A 19891-nucleotide genomic window follows, 5' to 3' on the forward strand; every position below is an offset into this window, starting at 1 on the left:
CAATGATTCGATATCCAGAGGTTTCCATGGGTTTCCGTTCCCTCGCGCAGTCGCTTCTCGTGACTGCCAGCATCGCGGCCGCGGCGACGACGCCCGTTTTCGCACAGCAGCAACCGACGCCGGCGCCGGCCAAGCCGCCGGCTGCGGCCCCTGCTCCTGCTGCAACGCCGCAGCAGCCGAGCGCGTCCAATCCGAATATCCAGGTGACACCCGGCCAGACCCAGCCGCAGGCGCCGGGCACGGTGAAATCCAATCACGGCGCATGGTCGGTCGTCTGCGACAAGCCGGCAGGGGCTGCGACCGAACAATGCGCGCTGATGCAGAACGTCATCGCCGAGGATCGGCCGGAGGTCGGGCTTTCCGTCGTCGTTTTGAAGACGGCCGACCGCAAGTCGAAGATTCTCCGCGTGCTGGCGCCGCTCGGCGTGCTGCTGCCGAACGGCCTCGGGCTTAATGTCGACGGCAAGGATATCGGCCGCGCCTATTTCGTGCGCTGCTTCGCCGACGGCTGTTATGCCGAGGTCGTGCTGGAAGACGAGCTGCTGAAGACCTTCCGCAGCGGCGCCCAGGCAACTTTCATCGTCTTCCAGACCCCCGAAGAAGGCATCGGCATCCCCGTCGACCTCAAGGGCTTCGCCGAGGGTTTCGACGCACTGCCTTGAGATCAGGTGATGTGTGCCGCGGCCTTTCGGCTCCCTCTTCTCCCCTCGGGGAGAAGGTGCCCGTAGGGCGGATGAGGGGGCCGCAAAGCCGGAGCGTCCAACAAGAAGAACGTCCATCCAGCTTCGGCCGCACTGGCATGGTCTTGACTGTCTTCAAGTCGCTTGCCGTGCGCGTCGCCGGACAGGGATTAGGAGAGGGTGTGCCGCGTGGCCCTCTCATCCGCCTGCCGGCACCTTCTCCCCGCGCTTCCCGCTCTTTGGAAGCATTCCCTCTCCTAGATATCCTGCCCAACAAAGAATATTCCGCCGCAGGGCTTCACTCCTTATCATGAGGAGCCCTATCTAGATGCGTAAGCGCATCCCCGAACGCATGCCCATTGGAGCCAGACCATGACCACCGATCTCCTGACGCTATTCGATGCCGACGAAGCCACGATGCGTGGTCTGGTCGCCGAGGCGCTCGCCGGCGCCGATGACGGCGAGCTGTTTATCGAGCATGCGCAGGCCGAGGCGCTGACCTTCGACAATGGCCGGCTGAAGGGCGGCAGCTTCAACACCGAGCAGGGATTCGGCCTGCGCGCCGTTGCCGGCGAAGCGGTGGGCTACGCCCATGCCGGCGATCTCTCGGTGGCGGCGCTGAAGCGGGCGGCGGATGCGGTGGGCGCGGTGACGCGCGGCTATTCCGGCTCCTATGCGGCCGCCCCGCAAGGCACCAACAAGAAATTCTACGGCGACCAGAACCCGATCGGCCAGCCGAGCTTCGAGGAGAAAGTCAAGGTTCTGCAGGATATCGACGCCTATCTCAGGGGCAAGAACGACAAGGTGCGGCAGGTGACGGCGTCGGTGGCGGCGAGCTGGCAGGTGGTCGACATCCTGCGCGCCGACGGGCATCGCGTGCGCGACATCAGGCCGATGACCCGCATCAACATCTCGGTCATGGTCGGCGAAGGCGATCGCCAGGAAAGCGGCTCCTACGGCAGCGGCGGGCGTATCGGTTTCGGCGATTTCATCGCCGAGGGCAGCTGGCAATACGGCGCCGACGAGGCGCTGCGCCAAGCGCTCGTCAACCTCGAGGCGATCGATGCGCCGGCAGGCACGATGGATGTCGTTCTCGGTTCCGGCTGGCCGGGCGTGATGCTGCACGAAGCCGTCGGCCACGGGCTGGAAGGCGATTTTAACCGCAAGAAGACGTCGGCCTTTGCCGGCTTGCTCGGCCAGATGGTCGCCGCTCCCGGCGTGACCGTCGTCGACGACGGCACGATCGACAACCGCCGCGGCTCGATCACCATCGACGACGAGGGCACGCCTTCCGGCTACAACGTGCTGATCGAGAACGGCAAGCTCGTCGGCTATATGCAGGATCGGCAGAATGCCCGGCTGATGGGCATGGCGCCGACCGGCAACGGCCGCCGCCAGGGTTATGCCCATGTGCCGATGCCGCGCATGACCAACACCTATATGCTCGGCGGCGACAAGACGCCCGAGGAAATCATCGCCTCGGTGAAGAAGGGCATCTATGCCGTTTCCTTCGGCGGCGGCCAGGTGGATATCACCTCAGGCAAGTTCGTCTTCGGCTGCACCGAGGCCTATCTGATCGAGAACGGCAAGGTCGGCGCGCCGATCAAGGGCGCGATGCTGATCGGCAATGGCCCGGATGCGATGAAGCGGGTGTCGCTGATCGGCAACGACATGAAGCTCGATACCGGCATCGGCAATTGCGGCAAGGGCGGCCAATGGGTTCCGGTCGGCGTCGGCCAGCCGCATCTGCGCATGGATCAGATCACCGTCGGCGGCACCCAGACCTGAGGCGAAAGGAGCCTGTCATGGCGGAGGTCGAGATCAGGCGTTTTGCGGAAGGCGACGCCGATGCCGTGCTTTCGGTGATCCTGCCGATCCAGCGCGAAGAGTTCGGCATCGACATCACCGCCGATGCGCAGCCGGATCTGAGGGTCATCCCGGATTTCTATCAGTCCGGCAAGGGAGAGTTCTGGGTCGCCGTCAAGGATGGCGCCATCGTCGGCACGCTGGGCTTGAAGGACATCGGCAATCATCAGGCGGCCCTGCGCAAGATGTTCGTTGCCGCTGAGGTTCGCGGCCGCGAACATGGGGTGGCGGCGCTGCTTCTCGACCGCATGTTCGCCCATGCCAGGGATGCCTGCCTGACCGATATCTTCCTCGGCACGACCGACAAATTCGTCGCCGCCCATCGCTTCTACGAAAAGAACGGCTTTACCGAGATCGCCAAAAGCGCCCTTCCCCGCGCCTTCCCGCTGATGGCGGTGGACACCAAGTTCTATCGGCATAAGGTCGGCTGAAGGCCACCGGCATGCTTCAGCTCTTCGGCGCCTCCGCCGGCTGAAACAGCCACTTGCGTTCGATCGCCGCGGCAAGGTCGATATCATTGCGGCGGGCAAATAGCAGCAGATGACCGAGAAGGTCGGCGGTCTCGTCGGCCAGATCGCGCCGCATCTCGTCAGGCGAGCGGCCTTTCGCACGGCCGCGGCCGGTCAGCCGGTTCCAGGCCTGCGTCAGCTCGCCCATTTCCTCCTGCAGCTTCAACAGGAACCAGTCGGCATCGCGTTCGATGCCGTTGGCGGCGACATGGGCGGCGGATGAGATTTCGAACTGATCGGCAAGACGACGCAACATAAGCGTTCTCCTTTTGTTTATGAAGGAGACGCTGATTCCAGATGCTTGTCCAGAGTCGATTGCCTGACTGCGGCGATCAGCCGTGGTCAGGCAGCAGCATGCAGTCGTAGGAGCGCTGCTTCAGCGCATCGCAGGCGGAAACGGCAGCATCCTTGCTGGCGAAACCGACGAAGCGGGCACGGTAGATCTTGTTGGCGCCCTTGCCGACCGCTTCGGTATAGGGCGAGGCTGAACTGAGCGGCGCGCCGCCTTCAGACTTCGCCTGGGCGAGAAGTGCACGCGCAGCATCGGCGCTCGGGGCGGCCGAGATCTGGATCTGCCAGTCGCCGTCGGACTTTTCTGCCGACATTTTCGGCGCCTTGCCGGCGTTCAGGATTTCGTCCATTGCGACGGGACGCTCCAGCGGCACGACGGCGTCATCGGCATAGGCCAGGCTCTTTGCTGCAAGATCGTCGGCCGGGCGCGGTGCGCTGAGCGGCACCGGAACATCGGAATCGTCGGCGGCAGACGCCACTTCGACAGGCTCCCTGGCGCCGACGCTCGCCACCAGCTTGGCGCCGCCGGAAGAGGAGGCACGGCCGAGATAACGGTCGAGCAGACCGGCCATCTTGTCGTCACGGCTGCGGGCGGTGCGGCCGCCGAGCACGACGCCGACGACGCGGCGGTTGCCGTCCCGAACAGCGCTGACGAGATTGAAGCCGGAGGCGTTGGTGTAACCGGTCTTGATGCCGTCCATGCCCTGGTAGCGGTACATGAGATTGTTGTGGCCGCGCACGGTGCGGCCGCGGAAATTGAAGCTTGCCACCGAAAACAGCCGGTATTCGTTCGGATAATTCTTCATCAGCGCGATGGCGAGCGTCGACATATCTCGCGCGGTGGTGACCTGGCGGCCGTCCGGCAGGCCGGAGGCGTTGACGAAGACGGTGCGGCTCATGCCGAGCTGGCGGGCCTTGGCCGTCATCATCCGGGCAAAGCCGCTTTCCGAGCCGCCGAGCTTCTCGCCCATGGCGGAGGCGGCATCATTTGCGGATTTGATGATCATGCCATAGACCGCCTCGCGCACGGTGATCGTGCCGCCGGCCTTGACGCCGAGCTTGGTCGGCGGCCGGGAAGCGGCGTATTTCGACATCTTGATCGGCGTATCCCAGGCGATCTTGCCGCGTTTCAGCGCTTCGAAGGTGAGATAGAGCGTCATCATCTTCGTCAGCGAGGCCGGATGGTTCAGCGTATCGGCGTTCTCGGCGGAGAGAACCTTGCCGGTGCGGGCATCGAGGACCAGTGAAGCGCTGCCGGCCAGGGCCGCAAGAGGCGCCGAAACGGCCAGCGTTACGGTCAAAACAGCCGCCAGAAGCGTTCTCATGCAGTTCCCCTTGATGCGTCGGCGCTCGATCGGATCGGCGTTGTGCCGTAACGTGACAGAAGCGGCAAGTTTGGCGCGACTTTGAGGCAACTCCCACCATTTTTCTAGTCTTTTCATTGCCTTGGTTAACAGGAAATGAAAGGAGCCGTGCGAAATCGGGATTCAGCAAGGCTTAAGTCGCGCTTGCTAGTTTGCGGCAAAAAGCAACGGACGGCGCATGATGGGACAATTCCGGCGACTGGCAAAACGCGCGGCGATTGGCGCCGGGCTCGAGCTTTCCTGGCTGATTGCCGCCGCCGGGCTGATGCGCCAGGCGCGCGGACGCGGCGTCGTCTTCACGCTGCATCATGTCCGCCCGTACGTGCCGGAGGCCTTCGAGCCGAATGCGCATCTCGAAATCACCCCCGGCTTTCTCGATACGGCGCTGCGGCGGCTGAAGCGGGAGGGCTATCGTTTCGTGCCGCTCGATCAGGTGCCGGCGCTGCTGGCCGAGCCCGAGGGCGGAACGCCGTTTGCTGCCTTCACGCTCGACGACGGCTACACAAACAATCTGGAGCACGCGCTGCCGGTGTTCGAACAGCATCGGGCGCCGTTCACAGTGTTCGTTGCCAAGGGTTTTGCCGAGGGCTCGCACAGCATTTGGTGGGAGACGCTCGCCGCCCTCTTACGCCGGTCAGGCGAACTTCACTTCGACTTCGGCCGTGGCAGCGAACGGCTGGCGCTCGACGATCCGCAGCAGCAATGGGATGCCTTCGACCGATTCGCCGCCTTTATCCACCGGTCCGACGAGGCGCGCGCCGTCGCCGCGATCGACATGCTGGCGCGGGAAAACGGCATCGAGCCAACCGATCTCACCCGCGCGCTGGTGATGGAGCCCCGCCAGTTGCAGCGGCTCGCGGCCCATCCGCTCGCCACACTCGGCGCCCATACGATCAGCCATCGGGCGCTGGCCCGCCTGCCGGAGGCCGAAGCGCGGATAGAAATGCAGGTTTCGGCCGATTACGTCGAGGCGGTGAGCGGCATTCGCCCCAAGACGATCGCCTATCCCTACGGCACGCCGGAGGCTGCGACCAGCCGCGAGGCGGCGATCGCCCGCAATCTCGGCTTCGAGCTTGCGGTCACCACCCAGCCGGGCCTGCCGGAGGCGAGGAAAACCGGCTATCTCAGCCGCATTTCGCTGAACGGCTTCTACCAGAAGCGACGCTACGTCTCAGCGCTTGCCTCCGGCATTCCACTGAAGCTGATGGGCAAATAGCGCCGCTTACGGATACATCCTGACCTTCTCCCATGCGCCTTCCGCCAAGGCCCGTCGAAATTCGATGCGGTCATGCAGGCGGAAATTCTGGTCCTTCCAGAACTCGATCGAGGTCGGCCGGATGCGGAAGCCCGACCAGTGGGCGGGGCGCGGAATTTCGCCGATGGCATAACGGGCGGTATATTCGGCCACCGCCTTTTCAAGCGCGAATCGGCTTTCGAGCGGGCGGGATTGTTTCGAAGCCCAGGCGCCGATGCGGCTGCCGCGGGCCCGCGTCTTGAAATAGGCGTCGGCTTCGGCGTCGGTGACGATCTCGACTGGGCCGCGCAGCCTGACCTGGCGGCGCAGGCTTTTCCAGTGGAAACACATGGCGGCCTTTTTCTGGCCGAGAATTTCACGGCCTTTCTGGCTCTCGAAATTGGTGTAGAAGACGAAACCGTTGTCGTCGAATCCCTTCAGGAGAACCATGCGGACATTGGGAAGACCATCCTCATCGACCGTTGCCAGCGCCACGGCGTTCGGGTCATTGGGTTCGGAAGCCTCCGCTTCGCCAAGCCATTCGGCAAAGAGCTTGAAGGGTTCGCCACTTTCGGTAAAGTCACCGCTTGTTAACTCGTTTGCCGACATATTGGTTCAAATGCCCCGGATTATTCAAAACTCGCCCAGCTTTTGATAACTGGACAGGATGCAGGGTGGAAGTCATAGCAAAGTCATATCGCCATACAAAGGGCCTGCGGCGTCGCAGCAGCACGTTCTTCGTCATCGGTGCCGCAATGCTTTCGCTTTCCGGCTGCCTGGCAGGCGGTATGGATTTTCTCAGCGAAGCCAAGGTCGACCGATCGGTGGCAACCGGCACGGTGCCGCAGACGCCGCCGAGCACCGATACGCTGTCAGACGAGATGACGGTGCGCAATGCCGTGACCTCGGCTGATGTGCAAAGGCTCGAGGGCCAACCGCTTCCCTGGGCGAATGCATCGACAGGCAGCGCCGGCGTCATCGATACGATCGTCGAGAATAACGAGTCGGGCCAGGTTTGCCGCCAGTTCCGCACGACGCGGCATTCCTATGTCGGCATCGCCAAATTCTACGGCAAGACCTGCCTCGTCGGCGGCGGCAACTGGCAGCTCTTGAGCTTCCAGCCGGAAAGCTGATCCGGCGGGAAAGCTGCTCCGGCTCGCCGACAGGTTAACGCCCGACACCTTTCGGCCGAATGCTTAGCAAAGAGCTAACCATTCGGCGCAAAACACCCCACATCTCTCCATAGAAATAAGAAGTGATTAGCAACTCCGACGCACGATCAGCGTTGAGAGTGGTTGTCCCTGCCTGTGCAACGGGATGGCGCGAATTGTTATTGGGCTTTTGATTTCGGAATTTCGGGATGCCGGGCAAGGACGTGGCTTCCCGCATCGCAACACCGGCGGTTTAACATGCGCGATCCTTATAAAATTCTGGGCGTCAAGCGCGACGCGGCAGCGGACGAGATCAAGGCGGCCTGGCGCAATATGGCCAAGTCAGCCCATCCCGACCACAATCAGGGTGACCCGACGGCAACCGCCCGGTTCGCCGAGATCGGCCGCGCCTATGAAACGCTGAAGGACCCGCGCAAACGCAGCCTGTTCGACAATGCCGTACGGATGGCGGAAGCCAAGAAGAACGAACAGACGATCATGCAGCAGCGCCAGGCCGCACGTGAGGCCGCAGTGCGCGCCAAGGCGGCGCAGGCCAATGCCGAGCGGGTGATGGAAGAGCTTGCGCGCGCCGCCCAGAAGGCCGCCGCCGACGGCTCCAGACAACAGGCCGGATCGGCCGAGCCCGCCGACGAGATGGTCGATCGCATTTTCGGCGTTCAGGCCCGCGCTGCGGCCGGCGGCCAGGCGCAGGCTCGCGCGCAACAGGCGCAATACCAGCAGGCCCAGAGCCAGCAGACACAGAATCAACAGGCCCAAAACCAGCAGGCTGGCGAGGCCGGCAGGCGCGTGGATGGCGACGCCGCCGAGGGTGAAACCAAGGGCGACGAGGAGGCCGGCGAGGCTGGGCCAAATGCCGGCGCCAACCTGCCGCTGCCGCTCAGTATCCTGACATCCCTGGTGCGCCGGTTCACCGGCGCCAAGGATACCGGCCTGGAAAAAGCCCCCGACGAGGTGGCGACGGCGACGGTGACGATCGACGACGTGCTGAAAAGCGGCTGGATCACCGCCTCACTGCCGGAGGGTCGCGAGATCGGTTTCGCGTTGCCGGCCGGCACCAAGGATGGTCACGAGCTGCGGCTCAAGGGACAAGGCTTCAAGCTGCCGGGCATGCAGCGGGGCGATGCCGTCATCAACATTCGCATTGCGCCCGATCCACGCTTCACGGTCGACGGTTTCGATCTGCATGCGGTGCTGCCGCTCAGCATCGAAAATGCCGTGCTCGGCACCGAGGCGCGTATCGAAGGACCGAGCGGGCCGCTGAACGTGACGATCCCCGCATGGTCCGGCTCGGACAAGACGATTAGAATTCCCGGCCAGGGATTGCCTCGCGAAGAGGGCGGCAGAGGCGATCTCGTCGTCGAATTGCGCATTATCCTGTGGGAAAAGCCCGACGACAAAGTCACCGATCTCATGCGGAGCATGCGCGAAGGCCTGTTCCTGTGAAATATTTATGACTTTCGCACCCTTTGTTACGAAGCCTAACAGTTGATGATCCAGGCCAAGCTTGAACCGATTAGCGGCCTATGCCATAGGCAGGATCAATCAGAATTCCTAGGGAGCGAAATATGGCTCAAGCATCCGGCCTCATGGCAGGCAAACGCGGCGTTATCATGGGTGTCGCCAACAATCGCTCGATTGCGTGGGGTATTGCCAAGGCCATTCATGCGCAGGGCGGAGAAGTCGCGCTCACCTACCAGGGCGATGCGCTGAAGAAGCGCGTCGAGCCGCTTGCCGCCGAAATCGGCGCAACGCTGGTCGGACACTGTGACGTTGCCGACGAAGCCACCATCGACGAGGTTTTCGCAAACGTCGAAAAGCTCTGGGGCAAGATCGATTTCCTGGTGCATGCGATCGGCTTCTCCGACAAGGACGAGCTCACCGGCCGCTACGTCGACACCTCGGCCGACAATTTCGCCAAGACGATGCAGATCTCCGTCTATTCCTTCACCTCGGTCGCACGCCGCGCCGAGAAGCTGATGACGGATGGCGGCGCTATGCTGACGCTGACCTATTACGGCGCCGAAAAGGTGATGCCGAACTATAACGTCATGGGTGTCGCCAAGGCCGCGCTCGAAGCGAGCGTCAAGTATCTGGCCGTCGACCTCGGACCGCAGAATATCCGCGTCAACGCCGTCTCGGCCGGCCCGATCAAGACGCTCGCAGCCTCCGGCATCGGCGATTTCCGCTATATTCTGAAGTGGAACGAATACAACGCGCCGCTGCGCCGCACCGTCACCATCGAAGAAGTCGGCGATGTCGGCCTCTATCTGCTGTCCGATCTCTCGCGCTCCGTCACCGGCGAAGTGCACCATGCCGACAGCGGCTATCATGTCATCGGCATGAAGGCGGTCGACGCCCCTGACATTTCGGTCGTCAAGGACTGAAGCATTCCCGGAGCAGAGACCGTGCTTATCTACGTGATCAGACACGGTCAGACCGACTGGAATGCCGAGCGCCGCCTGCAGGGCCAGAAGGACATCCCGATGAACGCCACGGGCCTGGAACAGGCCCGGCAGAACGGGGTGGCGCTTGGCGAAATTCTCGGCGACACGGTCGATGAATTCGATTTCGTCGCAAGCCCGCTGCAACGCACGCGCGCGACCATGGAAATCGTCCGCGGCGCCATGGGCCTGCCGCCGTTTGCCTATCGCACCGATCCGAGGCTGGTCGAGATCTCCTTCGGTGACTGGGAGGGCTCGACGCTCAAGGAGCTGAAGGCCACGCAGCGCGAGCGGGTGGCCGAACGCAATGCTTCGAAATGGGATTTCATCCCGCCCGGCGACGACGCGGAAAGCTACGAGATCCTCTCCTGGCGCACCGGCTCATGGCTGCAATCCGTCGACCGCCCGACCGTCTGCGTCACCCATGGCGGCGTCATCCGCACACTGTTCCAGATGATCGCCGACCTGCCGAAGAGCAGCGCTGCCGAAGGCGGGATCCCGCAGGACCAGATTGTCAGGATCGATACTACTGAGCGGACGATCGTCTGGCTTTAGGGCGTTGCCGCATCTTAGCCCGCGATAGGCTCACTTTGTGGGATTGGGGATGCCGACGAGTTGTTCGGCTATGATGTGGATCGGGATTTCCGGCTGGTTCGAGGTAAAACCGTTCAGCTCGAGAAGGCCGGCTGCAACAGCGATAAGTTTAGGCTTGGGGCTTCGAAGGGTATCGGCTTCAATGGCCAGTCCTTCGATATCGTTGCTGCTGGCGACCCAAACGCCAGCCTCTTCATCCCAATCAGCACGCACGACGATCGAAGCATGCTTCAAGCCATCCTCCGCGGACCCGCCCTACTTGACGATATCGAGATCGTTGATGACGCGCTTGCCGTCGACCTCGGTATAGAAGACGATCACCTTCACGCCGGCTTCGAGGCCGTCGAAATTGAATTCCTCAGGCGCCTGATAGGTTTTGCCGTCGTCGAGCGTCAGCACCAGATTAGCGGTATCGACCTTCTTGATCGTCGCCTCGACATCGGCGCTCTCGGCAAAACCGCTCATCGGCGACAGGAAACTTGCTGTTGCCAAAAGCGTGGCGACGACGAAACGCATGGCGACAATCCTTTTCAGACGCTGCACGAGAACATGACTGGCCACAGATAGCCTCCTGAATATGGCGAAAATTGCCCGGAAGAATGGCTTTTCCCGCCTAATTGATGAATAGGATTTTAAATATAATCAAGACGCCGTGTTAACCGCTGCTTTTGCCTTCCCATGATTTTTGGCATCGCTTGCGGGCAATCGTAAATTAACCCCCACGCCCTAAAGTCGCCCGGAAGACGGGAGTTTCATTTTGCTATTCAGGCTGAGCGACAACAAGCAGTTACGGCGCGTGTTGAAGAATACCCGCGTTTCGTTTCTGGTTTCATCGCTTGTCGCCCTTGTCGTCATCATGGTCGGCTTCGGCCTCGACCGGGCCAATACTCAATCCTATGAGCGCGAACTTCATATCCGCACCGAAAGCGAGGCAAACCTCATCCGCGCCCGGGTGATGGCTGAGATCAATATGGACCTCAGCATGGTCCGCGATCTTGCCAATCTGATCTCCGTCAGTGCGGCAAACGGAGAGGAGATGGAGCGGCAGATCAACTGGCTGCTGATCCAGAATCCGTCCTTCATTCACATCGCCGTCGCACCGGATTTCATCATCGACAACGTCTATCCCCGGCTACCCGGCAATGAGGAGATCGGCCGCGACGTGCGCGCAACGCTGTTTTCACGCCAGGCGATGACGCCGGCGGCCGCCGATCTGTCGGCGCGCTTTTATGGCCCTGTCAGCACCGACGGCCGGGACGGCTTTGCCATATTCTTCCCGGTTTTCGTCAAGGAGAACGGCCAACGGCGGCTCTGGGGGGCGGTCGAGCTCGTCATCGACCAGCAGATGTTCTACGAGGCGACCGGGCTGATGCCGGCGCGCGACCGCGAGAACCGGGAACGTTTTCCGCATCTCAACCATCTATCGATCGCCCTCCGGGATATCGGCTCATCGGCGAGGGCCGCGACAACCGCGCCGTTCTTCGGGTCGTCCGAGATCGATGACAAGGATCCTATGCGCCAGAAGATCGGCTTTGCCGGCGGCAAGTGGGAACTTTCCGTCGTTCCGAACAGCGGCTGGCACGCGATACCGGAGAACCAGACCGAGCTGCGGCTGATCGTCGTTGCCGCCGGCTGCATCATCATCGTCCCGATCTTCTTCGCGACCCTCCTGCTTGGGGAGCGTAATCGCAATATCACCGAGCTCGAGACGCGCGAAGCGAAACTCAAGGAATTGTCGCAACGGCTCGATCTGGCGTTGGAATCCTCGAATATCGGCATCTGGGAGCTGGATGATCATTCGAGCAGCCTGCTCTGGGATGCACGTGCGGCGGCCCTGCACGGCAAGCCGGCGCAGGAAGGAAGCCGGGCGCTCGACGAATGGCTAACGGCGATCCTGCCCGAGGACCGCGAGATCGCCGAGGTGCATTTCTTCAGCTGCAGCATCGCCGGTGCCGCCTGCACGGCGCAGTACCGTATCGTGCCAGCCGATGGCGGCATCCGTCACCTGCGCTCGGTCGGCGCCTTCTATACCGATGCCGGCGGCGTCAGCAGGACGATCGGCATCGTCTGGGACGTGACCGCCGATGCGGAGACGACCGATACGCTGCGCAAGGCGAAAGACATGAGCGAGGTCAAGAATGCCGAGCTGGAGCTGGCGCTTGAAGAGCTTTCCAGCCGCGAGGGACAACTCGCCGAGCTGTCGAGCCGGCTCGACCTGGCGCTCAACTCCTATCAATGCGGCATCTGGGAAGCGCGGCCCGACCGGGGCGGCTCGATCTGGAACGAGCGCATGCACGAGCTCTATGGGCTTGCGCCGCGCAACGGCTTCATGACCGAGGAGACCTGGCTTGGCTGCATCCACCCCGAGGATCGGGGTCTGGCGCTCGAAAGCGCGCGCCACTTCAAGAAAAATGGCGATACCCACACCCTCGTCTGTCGGGTGATCGTCGATGGCGGCGCGGTGCGCTATGTCCGCTCCGTCGGCAAGGTCCACCAGACGGGGACCGGCGAGATGAAGATCATGGGCATCGCCTTCGATGCCACCGAAGACGTGCTAATGACGATCCGGCTGAAAGCCGCCAAGGACGAGGCGGTCGCCAAGAATATCGAGCTCGAGCTTGCCAAGAACAGGATCGAGCACAATTCGCTGCACGACCCGCTGACCGCGCTTGCCAATCGCCGCAAGCTCGATATCGCGCTCGAAGAATTGACGAATGACGGCCGCCGGCAGCGGCAGAAATTCTCGATCCTGCACATCGACCTCGACCGCTTCAAGGACATCAACGACACGCTTGGCCATGCCGCCGGCGATGCCATGCTGGTGCACGCCTCGAAGGTGCTCGCCAAGAATGTCCGCGGCAGCGATATCGTCGCCCGCATCGGCGGCGACGAATTCGTCATCCTCGCCCTTGATGTCGGCGACACGGAGATGGCACAGCTTTCGGCGCGGATCATCGAAGAGATGCGCCAGCCGATCGATTTCCAGGGTTTTTCCTGCCGCTGCGGCGTGTCGATCGGCGTGGCGCTTGCCAACGGCATTCACGTCGATGCGCGCAAGGTGCTGATCAATGCCGATATCGCGCTCTACCGCGCCAAGAGCACGGGCCGCAACCGCTTCGAATTCTTCAATCACAATCTCCAGGCCGATATCGTCAACACCAAGCGCACGGCCGACGAGATCCTCGCCGGCATCGACAATGGCGAGTTCACCGCCTGGTACCAGCCGCAATTCTCAGCCCGGACGATGGAACTGACGGGTGTGGAGGCGCTGGTGCGCTGGAAACATCCGACCAAGGGGTGGCTGACGCCAGACAAGTTCCTGCGCATCGCCGACGAGATCAATGTCGTGCAGATGCTCGACAGGATCGTGCTGGAAACGGCGCTGCGCGACAAGATGCGCTGGACGGCGCAAGGCATTGCCGTGCCCAAGGTCTCGGTCAATGTTTCGGCGCGGCGGCTGCATGACGGCAGCCTGCTGGAATCGCTCGCCGACCTGCATATCCGCCCCGGCGAGCTTTCCTTCGAACTGGTGGAATCGATCTTCCTCGACGAGAGCGAGGACGTCGTCTCGCACAATCTCGAGCACATCAAGGCGCTCGGCATCGATATCGAGATCGACGATTTCGGCACCGGCCATACCTCGATCGTCAGCCTGTTGAAGCTGAAGCCCAAGCGCCTGAAGATCGACCGCCAGCTGGTGCAGCCGATCGTCGGCGCAACACAGGAGCGGGCGCTGGTCCGCTCGATCATCGACATCGCCCGCTCGCTCGGCGTCGAGACGGTGGCCGAAGGGGTGGAGACGGCGGCCCATGCCGAACTGCTGCGCGATCTCGGCTGCGACATCCTGCAGGGCTATGCCTTCTCGCGGCCGCTCTCCTTCGACGATTTCACCACCGAGGCCACCGGCACGGGATGGCGGCTGGCATCCTGACCGCCTTCCTTTGATAGGGACGGAAATAGCATTTCCGCCACCGCCGGTTTGACGCAAAGAAAGGCTTTTGCCTCGACGGTTTTTTGGCCTATGAGTGTCGCGCCTTTTCAAGCAATGGCGCAACCGGCTTTGGCGCGCCACCGTGGGAACACATGTCGCACAATACATTCGGTCACCTCTTCCGCGTAACCACCTGGGGCGAAAGCCATGGTCCGGCGCTCGGCTGCGTCGTCGATGGCTGCCCTCCGGGGCTGCGCTTCAAGCTCGAGGACCTGCAGGTCTGGCTCGACAAGCGCAAGCCCGGGCAATCCCGCTTCGTGACGCAGCGGCGCGAGGACGACCTGGTGAAGGTACTCTCCGGCGTCATGCTCGACGCCGACGGCGAGACGATGACGACAACCGGCACGCCGATCTCGATGCTGATCGAAAACACCGACCAGCGCTCCAAGGATTACGGCGAGATCGCCCGGCAATTCCGCCCCGGCCATGCCGATTTTACCTATGACCTCAAATACGGCATTCGCGATTATCGCGGCGGCGGCCGCTCCTCGGCGCGCGAGACCGCGGCAAGGGTCGCCGCCGGCGGCATCGCCCGGCTGGTCGTGCCCGGTGTCACGGTGCGCGGCGCCCTGGTGCAGATCGGCAAGCACAAGATCGACCGCCGCAACTGGGATTGGGATCAGGTCGGCCAGAACCCGTTCTTCTCCCCCGATGCGGCGATCGTGCCTGTGTGGGAAGAATATCTCGACGGCATCCGCAAGACGGGCTCCTCAATCGGCGCCGTCGTCGAAGTGATCGCCGAAGGCGTGCCGGCCGGCCTCGGCGCGCCGATCTATGCCAAGCTCGACCAGGACATCGCCTCGCTGCTGATGTCGATCAACGCCGTCAAGGGCGTCGAGATCGGCAATGGTTTTGCCGCCGCCGAAACCTCAGGCGAAGACAATGCCGACGAGATGCGCATGGGCAATGACGGCACGCCGATCTTCCTTTCCAACAATGCCGGCGGTATTCTCGGCGGGATCTCGACCGGACAGCCTGTCGTGGCACGTTTCGCCGTCAAGCCGACTTCGTCGATCCTGACCGAGCGCCAGTCGATCGATGCCGACGGCAAGAATGTCGATGTCCGCACCAAGGGCCGGCACGACCCCTGCGTCGGCATCCGCGCCGTGCCGATCGGCGAGGCGATGGTCGCCTGCGCCGTCGCTGACCATTATCTTCGCGACCGCGGCCAGACCGGCCGCCTGAAATAGGAGCGCCCCATGTCGTATGATCAAAAGCGCGTCGTCGACGCCATCCGGGCTTTCGAGGCCGGCGAGATCGTCGTCGTCATGGACGACAATGACCGCGAGAACGAGGGTGACCTGATTGTCGCCGCCGTGCACACCACGCCGGAGAAGATGGCCTTCATCGTGCGCCACACATCCGGCATCGTCTGTGCGCCGATGCCGAAGGAAGAGGCCAAGCGCCTCAACCTCAACGCCATGGTGGCGGAAAACGACTCGGCCCATACGACGGCCTTCACCGTCTCGGTCGATTTCAAGCACGGCACGACGACCGGCATTTCCGCCGACGACCGGACCCTGACGGTGCGCAACCTCGCCAATCCGAATGTGGGCGCCGCCGATTTCGTCCGGCCCGGCCACATCTTCCCGCTGGTTTCGCGCGAAGGCGGCGTGCTAATGCGCTCCGGCCATACGGAAGCGGCCGTCGACCTCTGCAAACTCGCCGGCCTGCCGCCGATCGGCGTCATCTCGGAACTCGTCAATGACGACGGCACCGTCACGCGCGGCCCGCAGGTGGTCGATTTCGCCGAGCAGCACGGGTTGAAGCTCGTCTCCGTCGCCGATCTCATTGCCTATCGCCAGCGCAAGGAAACGTTGGTCGAGCACGGCACGAGCTTCGACATCGACACACCGTTCGGCAAGGCCAAGGCTCATACCTATTCCCTGCCCTGGGACCCGATGCAGCATCTCGCCGTCGTCTTCGGCGACATCCGCGACGGCGTCGACATCCCGGTGCGCCTGCATCCGGAAAATGTCGCCGAGGATCTCTTCGGCAAGAACAGCCCGGTCGATTTCTACATGCAGAAGATTTCCGAGGAAGGCCGCGGCGTCATCGTCTACCTGCGCGAAGGCTCGGTCGGCGTCGGCCACCACGACAACGGCCGCAAGGCCCGCAACCAGGGCCGCGAAGCCCATGCCGAAGCGCAGAGCCGCGACAGCGAATGGCTGGAAATCGGCCTCGGCGCCCAGATCCTCAAGGACCTCGGCGTCAGCTCGATCAAGCTGCTCACCAGCCGCGAGCGCCACTATGTCGGGCTGGAAGGTTTCGGGATCAAGATCAGCAAGACGGAGATTTGCTGAGGCTCGGAGAAAGCCCCCTCCCCACAAGGGGGAGGGGTTTTATCCTCTCCAGCCGTCGAGCAACACAACCTTCTCTACCCCCGCAAACCGCGCCAGCCGCTCCAGCTCGGCTTCCAGCCTCTCCAGCCGCCCGGCTGACGGCTTCACGCCAGGCTCCAGCCAGAGCCGCTTGACATCGAGCGTCGACTTTTTCCGATCCGCCTTCATGTCGATGCGGCCGATCAGCCTGTCACCTTCGAGCAGCGGGAAGACGTAATAGCCATATTCGCGCTTCGGCTCGGGGACGAAAATCTCGATGCGGTAGAAGAAGCCGAACAGGCGTTCGGTGCGGTTGCGGTCGCGGATCATCGGGTCGAAGGGGCTGAGTACGCGGATGCGCGGCGGTGCGGCGGGGTAGTTGTCGAGCGTCGAGAGGAAATCGGCAAAGGCCCAGGAGGGGCGCGGCTTGGCTCCGAGCGCCGGTTCGATCAGCACTTCGGCGAGCTCGTCGCGATGGGCTGATACCCAGGCCTTGGCTTCCTCGGGCGAGACGAGGTTCCAGAAGGCCGATATCTCGCCATGGGTGGCAAAGCCGAGGCGGGTGAGCGCACTGCGGCAGGCCCAGTCGATAAAGTCCTCGCGGCTCACCTCCGGCTCACGGAATTCGGCCGGGATGACGCGCTCGGTGAGATCGTAGATCTTCTGGAAGTTCGATCGGCCAGCGATGGCGAACTTGCCGGTGTGCCAGAAATATTCGAGCGCCGTCTTGTTCGGATGCCAGTTCCACCAGCCGCCGGAAACATGGCCGTCGGCCTTGATGTCGCGCGCTAGGATCGCCCCGTCGCGCTCGACGCGCTGATAGGTCTCCTCGAAGGCCGCCTCGAAGCCTTCGCCGCGCCATTTGCGCCAGCGCTCGACGATGACCTTCTCCTGATGGCGGAACTTGTGCTTCCAATAGACGAAGAAGGCGCTCGGCAGGATCGAGGCGTCGTGCGTCCAGTGCTCGAACAGCGCGCCGTCCTTTTCGAGCAGTGCCGTCAGATGCTCGCGCCGATAAGTCTGGTTGCGGGAGAACAGGATCTGATGATGCGCCCGCTCGACCGTCTGGATGCTGTCCACCTGAACGAACCCCAGTTCGCCGATCAGTTGCAGCAGCCCCTGCTTGGTCAAAGCGCGGTTCGGCGGGGCGCTGAGGCCCTGCTTGGCGAGGAAGACCCGGCGGGCGTCGGAATTGGAGAGCAGATTCGTCATGGATACATCATAACGCGGAAAATCTTCCTAGCCACCCGATATCGCTATCGGATGTCGACAGCGAGGTTTGCTCTTTGTAGAAGCACTGCTGTCAGGTCGGCGCCAATGACTGCCCCTCACCCTAAACCTCTCCCCGTTTTGACGTGGAGAGGGGACGTGCCAGACGCAGCGTCGAGGTAGAAGGAGATGGTGCGGCATATCCCCTTCTCCCCGCCTGCGCGGAGAAGGTGGCGGCAGCCGGATGAGGGGCCGGGATCGGCAATCTCCTCCGATGAAAAATGCGAGGAACTGGTTTGGACATACACTTCGAAGGCGCCGGGGTCAGTTTCGGAACGCGGGTGGCGCTCGCGCCGCTCACGCTCGGCATCAGCGGCAAACGCATCGGCGTCATCGGGCTCAATGGCTCGGGCAAGACCACGTTTGCGCGGCTGATCAACGGGCTGACCAAGCCGACGGTCGGGCGGGTCACCGTCAACGGCCGCGACACGGCCGACGAGAAGACGGCGGCAGCCGATGTCGGCTTCATCTTTCAGTCGCCGCAGAACCAGATCATCATGCCGATCGTCCGGGACGACATCGCCTTCGGGCTGAAGCGGCGCGGCTTCACCAAGGCGGAGATCGAGGCGAAAGTCGAGGGCGTGCTGGCCCGCTTCGGCGCCGAGGCGCTGGCCGGGCGGCGGGCGCACGAGCTTTCCGGCGGCGAGCTGCAGGTGGCAGCCCTCTGCTCGGTGCTGGCGACGGGGCCCGGTATTCTGATCCTCGACGAACCCACAAACCAGCTCGATCTCAAAAACCGGGCGCTGGTCGAAGGAATTATCGCCGGACTTGCCGAAAGCGCCATCGTCATCACCCATGATCTGGAGCTGATTGCCGGTTTCGAGCGGGTGCTGCTGTTTCATGAAGGGCGGCTTGCCGCGGATGCGCCGGCGACTGAGGCGATCGCCCGCTACAGGGAGATCGCCCTCTGATGCAGTCGCTCTATGTCGAAGGCAACAGCGCAATGCATCGGCTTTCGCCGCGGGTGAAACTGCTGTCGCTTGCGATCTTCAGCATCGTGCTGTTCATCACCGGCAATCTCGTGCTGCTGTCTCTCGCCTTGCTGGCGGCGGCGATCCTCTATCGCATGGTCGGCCTGCCGATTGGCGCCGCGCTGAGGCGGCTCCGGCCGATCTTTCTGACGATCGCGGTCGTCGCGCTCTTCAACCTGCTCTTCAATCCCTGGCAGCAGGCGCTCGTGCCGCCGCTGCGGCTGACGGCGCTGATGCTGCTTGCCGCCGCCGTGACGGCGACGACGTCGATCACCGCCTTCATCGACGAAGTGACGGCACTTGCCCGCCCGCTGGAGCGTACGGGCCGGGTGCGGGCCGACGATATCGGCCTGGCGCTGGGCCTGGTCTTGCGTTTCGTGCCTGAAATCGTCGACCGTTACCAGGCGATCCGCGAGGCACACAGGGCGCGCGGGCTGAAGGTCCGGCCGGCGAGCCTGCTTGCGCCGCTGATCATCCTGACGCTCAAGGATGCGGATAATATCGCCGCGGCGATTGACGCGCGCGGCATTCGACGGCATGGAAGTTAATCAATTTTAACCACGGAATTCATGATGAGCACCCGCGACCTCGTTCTCACCGCCCTCTTTGCCGCAATCATCGTGGCGCTCGGCCTGCTGCCGCCGATCCCGCTCGGCTTCATTCCGGTGCCGATCACCGCGCAATCGCTCGGCGTCATGATGGCCGGCGTCGTGCTCGGCGCCCGGCGCGGCGCCATTGCCGTGCTGATCGTGCTCTTGCTCGTCGCCATCGGCCTGCCGGTGCTTTCCGGCGGCCGCGGCGGGCTTGCGATCTTCGCCTCGCCGACGGCCGGCTTCCTCATCGGCTGGATCTTTGCCGCCTTCGTCACCGGTTACCTCAGCGAGCGGCTGATCAACGACCGGCAGTCCGGCCTGGTGCAGACGGTCAGCTTCTTCCTCACCGCCATGGTCGGCGGCATCGTCGTGCTCTATGCTTTCGGCATCACCTATCTCGCGACGGTTGCCGGTCTCGGCTTCCCGAAAGCCTTCGTCGGCTCGATGGCTTTCGTTCCCGGCGATGTGATCAAGGCCTTCGTCGCCGCGCTCCTCGGCCGCGCCGTCATGGTCGGCTATCCCCTGCTGCCGGCGCGCGCATAGCCGTCCCAATGGCAAATACTGGCAATGGCCGTCTTCGTCAGAAGGCGGCCAT

The 19891-nt window shown here is 63.1% G+C and carries 20 protein-coding genes; 14 read left to right on the forward strand and 6 right to left on the reverse strand.

Features of this window, described 5'->3' with window-relative positions; all coding sequences use genetic code 11:
- Positions 1-2 precede the first annotated feature (2 nt).
- The 3 genes from OS035_RS01825 to OS035_RS01835 all read left to right on the forward strand — a co-directional run bounded on the left by OS035_RS01825 (position 3) and on the right by OS035_RS01835 (position 2977).
- The gene (locus OS035_RS01825; RefSeq protein ID WP_179867056.1) at positions 3-662 is read left to right on the forward strand and encodes an invasion associated locus B family protein; all 660 of its coding nucleotides are present in this window, start codon (positions 3-5) and stop codon (positions 660-662) included.
- Between the two features lie 390 nt (positions 663-1052).
- Positions 1053-2468, forward strand: a complete 1416-nt coding sequence (tldD, locus tag OS035_RS01830; protein ID WP_097624096.1) for a metalloprotease TldD — start codon at positions 1053-1055, stop codon at positions 2466-2468.
- A 17-nt stretch (positions 2469-2485) separates the two neighbouring features.
- A complete protein-coding gene (locus tag OS035_RS01835; protein ID WP_183777294.1) occupies positions 2486-2977 on the forward strand; it encodes a GNAT family N-acetyltransferase in 492 nt (163 codons plus the stop codon).
- A gap of 16 nt (positions 2978-2993) precedes the next feature.
- Here the strand turns inward: OS035_RS01835 and OS035_RS01840 are convergent, their stop codons facing one another.
- The gene (locus OS035_RS01840; protein WP_183777293.1) at positions 2994-3311 is read right to left on the reverse strand and encodes a pyrophosphatase; all 318 of its coding nucleotides are present in this window, start codon (positions 3309-3311) and stop codon (positions 2994-2996) included.
- 76 nt (positions 3312-3387) lie between these two features.
- A complete protein-coding gene (locus OS035_RS01845) occupies positions 3388-4671 on the reverse strand; it encodes a D-alanyl-D-alanine carboxypeptidase family protein (protein ID WP_331813309.1) in 1284 nt (427 codons plus the stop codon).
- A gap of 217 nt (positions 4672-4888) precedes the next feature.
- Between OS035_RS01845 and OS035_RS01850 the strand changes: the two genes are divergently transcribed.
- Positions 4889-5926, forward strand: a complete 1038-nt coding sequence (locus OS035_RS01850; RefSeq protein ID WP_183777292.1) for a polysaccharide deacetylase family protein — start codon at positions 4889-4891, stop codon at positions 5924-5926.
- 6 nt (positions 5927-5932) lie between these two features.
- Here the strand turns inward: OS035_RS01850 and pdxH are convergent, their stop codons facing one another.
- Positions 5933-6553 (reverse strand): pyridoxamine 5'-phosphate oxidase, encoded by a 621-nt coding sequence (gene pdxH / locus OS035_RS01855; protein ID WP_097624091.1) that lies wholly within the window; start codon positions 6551-6553, stop codon positions 5933-5935.
- Between the two features lie 65 nt (positions 6554-6618).
- On the opposite strand from pdxH, the gene OS035_RS01860 reads away from it, so the two are divergent.
- From OS035_RS01860 to OS035_RS01875, 4 genes are all read left to right on the forward strand, one after another.
- Positions 6619-7077: an RT0821/Lpp0805 family surface protein gene (locus OS035_RS01860; RefSeq protein WP_003588112.1), complete on the forward strand. Its 459-nt coding sequence runs from the start codon at positions 6619-6621 to the stop codon at positions 7075-7077.
- A gap of 276 nt (positions 7078-7353) precedes the next feature.
- On the forward strand, positions 7354-8559 hold the full coding sequence (locus OS035_RS01865; protein ID WP_331813310.1) for a J domain-containing protein: 1206 nt from the start codon (positions 7354-7356) through the stop codon (positions 8557-8559).
- 122 nt (positions 8560-8681) lie between these two features.
- Positions 8682-9500: an enoyl-ACP reductase FabI gene (gene fabI, locus OS035_RS01870; RefSeq protein ID WP_049736024.1), complete on the forward strand. Its 819-nt coding sequence runs from the start codon at positions 8682-8684 to the stop codon at positions 9498-9500.
- Between the two features lie 21 nt (positions 9501-9521).
- The gene (locus tag OS035_RS01875; protein WP_097624088.1) at positions 9522-10112 is read left to right on the forward strand and encodes a histidine phosphatase family protein; all 591 of its coding nucleotides are present in this window, start codon (positions 9522-9524) and stop codon (positions 10110-10112) included.
- Between the two features lie 30 nt (positions 10113-10142).
- Here the strand turns inward: OS035_RS01875 and OS035_RS01880 are convergent, their stop codons facing one another.
- Complete coding sequence (locus OS035_RS01880) at positions 10143-10385, reverse strand: DUF1902 domain-containing protein (RefSeq protein WP_331813311.1); 243 nt, start codon at positions 10383-10385, stop codon at positions 10143-10145.
- A 21-nt stretch (positions 10386-10406) separates the two neighbouring features.
- A complete protein-coding gene (locus OS035_RS01885) occupies positions 10407-10667 on the reverse strand; it encodes a DUF1344 domain-containing protein (RefSeq protein ID WP_003569889.1) in 261 nt (86 codons plus the stop codon).
- Between the two features lie 241 nt (positions 10668-10908).
- On the opposite strand from OS035_RS01885, the gene OS035_RS01890 reads away from it, so the two are divergent.
- The 3 genes from OS035_RS01890 to ribB all read left to right on the forward strand — a co-directional run bounded on the left by OS035_RS01890 (position 10909) and on the right by ribB (position 16445).
- Positions 10909-14082: a bifunctional diguanylate cyclase/phosphodiesterase gene (locus tag OS035_RS01890; RefSeq protein WP_331813312.1), complete on the forward strand. Its 3174-nt coding sequence runs from the start codon at positions 10909-10911 to the stop codon at positions 14080-14082.
- Positions 14083-14234: 152 nt separating this feature from the next.
- Positions 14235-15332 carry a chorismate synthase gene (gene aroC, locus OS035_RS01895; RefSeq protein ID WP_331813313.1) on the forward strand — a complete coding sequence of 366 codons (1098 nt, stop codon included), beginning with the start codon at positions 14235-14237 and terminating at the stop codon, positions 15330-15332.
- A gap of 9 nt (positions 15333-15341) precedes the next feature.
- Complete coding sequence (ribB, locus tag OS035_RS01900; protein ID WP_097624085.1) at positions 15342-16445, forward strand: 3,4-dihydroxy-2-butanone-4-phosphate synthase; 1104 nt, start codon at positions 15342-15344, stop codon at positions 16443-16445.
- Between the two features lie 39 nt (positions 16446-16484).
- Here the strand turns inward: ribB and OS035_RS01905 are convergent, their stop codons facing one another.
- Entirely contained in the window at positions 16485-17675 is a 1191-nt protein-coding gene (locus tag OS035_RS01905) for a winged helix-turn-helix domain-containing protein (RefSeq protein ID WP_097624084.1), read from the reverse strand.
- Positions 17676-17968: 293 nt separating this feature from the next.
- On the opposite strand from OS035_RS01905, the gene OS035_RS01910 reads away from it, so the two are divergent.
- From OS035_RS01910 to OS035_RS01920, 3 genes are read left to right on the forward strand one after another with little or no spacing between them, the layout of a single operon-like run.
- On the forward strand, positions 17969-18643 hold the full coding sequence (locus OS035_RS01910) for an energy-coupling factor ABC transporter ATP-binding protein (RefSeq protein ID WP_097624083.1): 675 nt from the start codon (positions 17969-17971) through the stop codon (positions 18641-18643).
- Positions 18643-19251: an energy-coupling factor transporter transmembrane component T family protein gene (locus OS035_RS01915; protein WP_183852476.1), complete on the forward strand. Its 609-nt coding sequence runs from the start codon at positions 18643-18645 to the stop codon at positions 19249-19251. The genes OS035_RS01910 and OS035_RS01915 overlap by 1 nt, the downstream gene beginning before the upstream one ends.
- A gap of 24 nt (positions 19252-19275) precedes the next feature.
- A complete protein-coding gene (locus tag OS035_RS01920) occupies positions 19276-19839 on the forward strand; it encodes a biotin transporter BioY (RefSeq protein ID WP_012556795.1) in 564 nt (187 codons plus the stop codon).
- The last annotated feature ends 52 nt before the right edge of the window (positions 19840-19891 follow it).

This window comes from Rhizobium sp. 268 (assembly GCF_036571585.1).
Lineage (GTDB): Bacteria > Pseudomonadota > Alphaproteobacteria > Rhizobiales > Rhizobiaceae > Rhizobium > Rhizobium redzepovicii.

Coding starts and splice junctions, on each gene's coding strand:
- pdxH (WP_097624091.1), bottom strand. CDS start 6,553: ATGTCGGCAAACGAGTTAACAAGCGGTGACTTTACCGAAAGTGGCGAA.
- OS035_RS01915 (WP_183852476.1), top strand. CDS start 18,643: ATGCAGTCGCTCTATGTCGAAGGCAACAGCGCAATGCATCGGCTTTCG.
- OS035_RS01840 (WP_183777293.1), bottom strand. CDS start 3,311: ATGTTGCGTCGTCTTGCCGATCAGTTCGAAATCTCATCCGCCGCCCAT.
- ribB (WP_097624085.1), top strand. CDS start 15,342: ATGTCGTATGATCAAAAGCGCGTCGTCGACGCCATCCGGGCTTTCGAG.
- aroC (WP_331813313.1), top strand. CDS start 14,235: ATGTCGCACAATACATTCGGTCACCTCTTCCGCGTAACCACCTGGGGC.
- tldD (WP_097624096.1), top strand. CDS start 1,053: ATGACCACCGATCTCCTGACGCTATTCGATGCCGACGAAGCCACGATG.
- OS035_RS01835 (WP_183777294.1), top strand. CDS start 2,486: ATGGCGGAGGTCGAGATCAGGCGTTTTGCGGAAGGCGACGCCGATGCC.
- OS035_RS01905 (WP_097624084.1), bottom strand. CDS start 17,675: ATGACGAATCTGCTCTCCAATTCCGACGCCCGCCGGGTCTTCCTCGCC.
- OS035_RS01825 (WP_179867056.1), top strand. CDS start 3: ATGATTCGATATCCAGAGGTTTCCATGGGTTTCCGTTCCCTCGCGCAG.
- OS035_RS01845 (WP_331813309.1), bottom strand. CDS start 4,671: ATGAGAACGCTTCTGGCGGCTGTTTTGACCGTAACGCTGGCCGTTTCG.
- OS035_RS01850 (WP_183777292.1), top strand. CDS start 4,889: ATGATGGGACAATTCCGGCGACTGGCAAAACGCGCGGCGATTGGCGCC.
- OS035_RS01920 (WP_012556795.1), top strand. CDS start 19,276: ATGAGCACCCGCGACCTCGTTCTCACCGCCCTCTTTGCCGCAATCATC.
- fabI (WP_049736024.1), top strand. CDS start 8,682: ATGGCTCAAGCATCCGGCCTCATGGCAGGCAAACGCGGCGTTATCATG.
- OS035_RS01885 (WP_003569889.1), bottom strand. CDS start 10,667: ATGCGTTTCGTCGTCGCCACGCTTTTGGCAACAGCAAGTTTCCTGTCG.
- OS035_RS01865 (WP_331813310.1), top strand. CDS start 7,354: ATGCGCGATCCTTATAAAATTCTGGGCGTCAAGCGCGACGCGGCAGCG.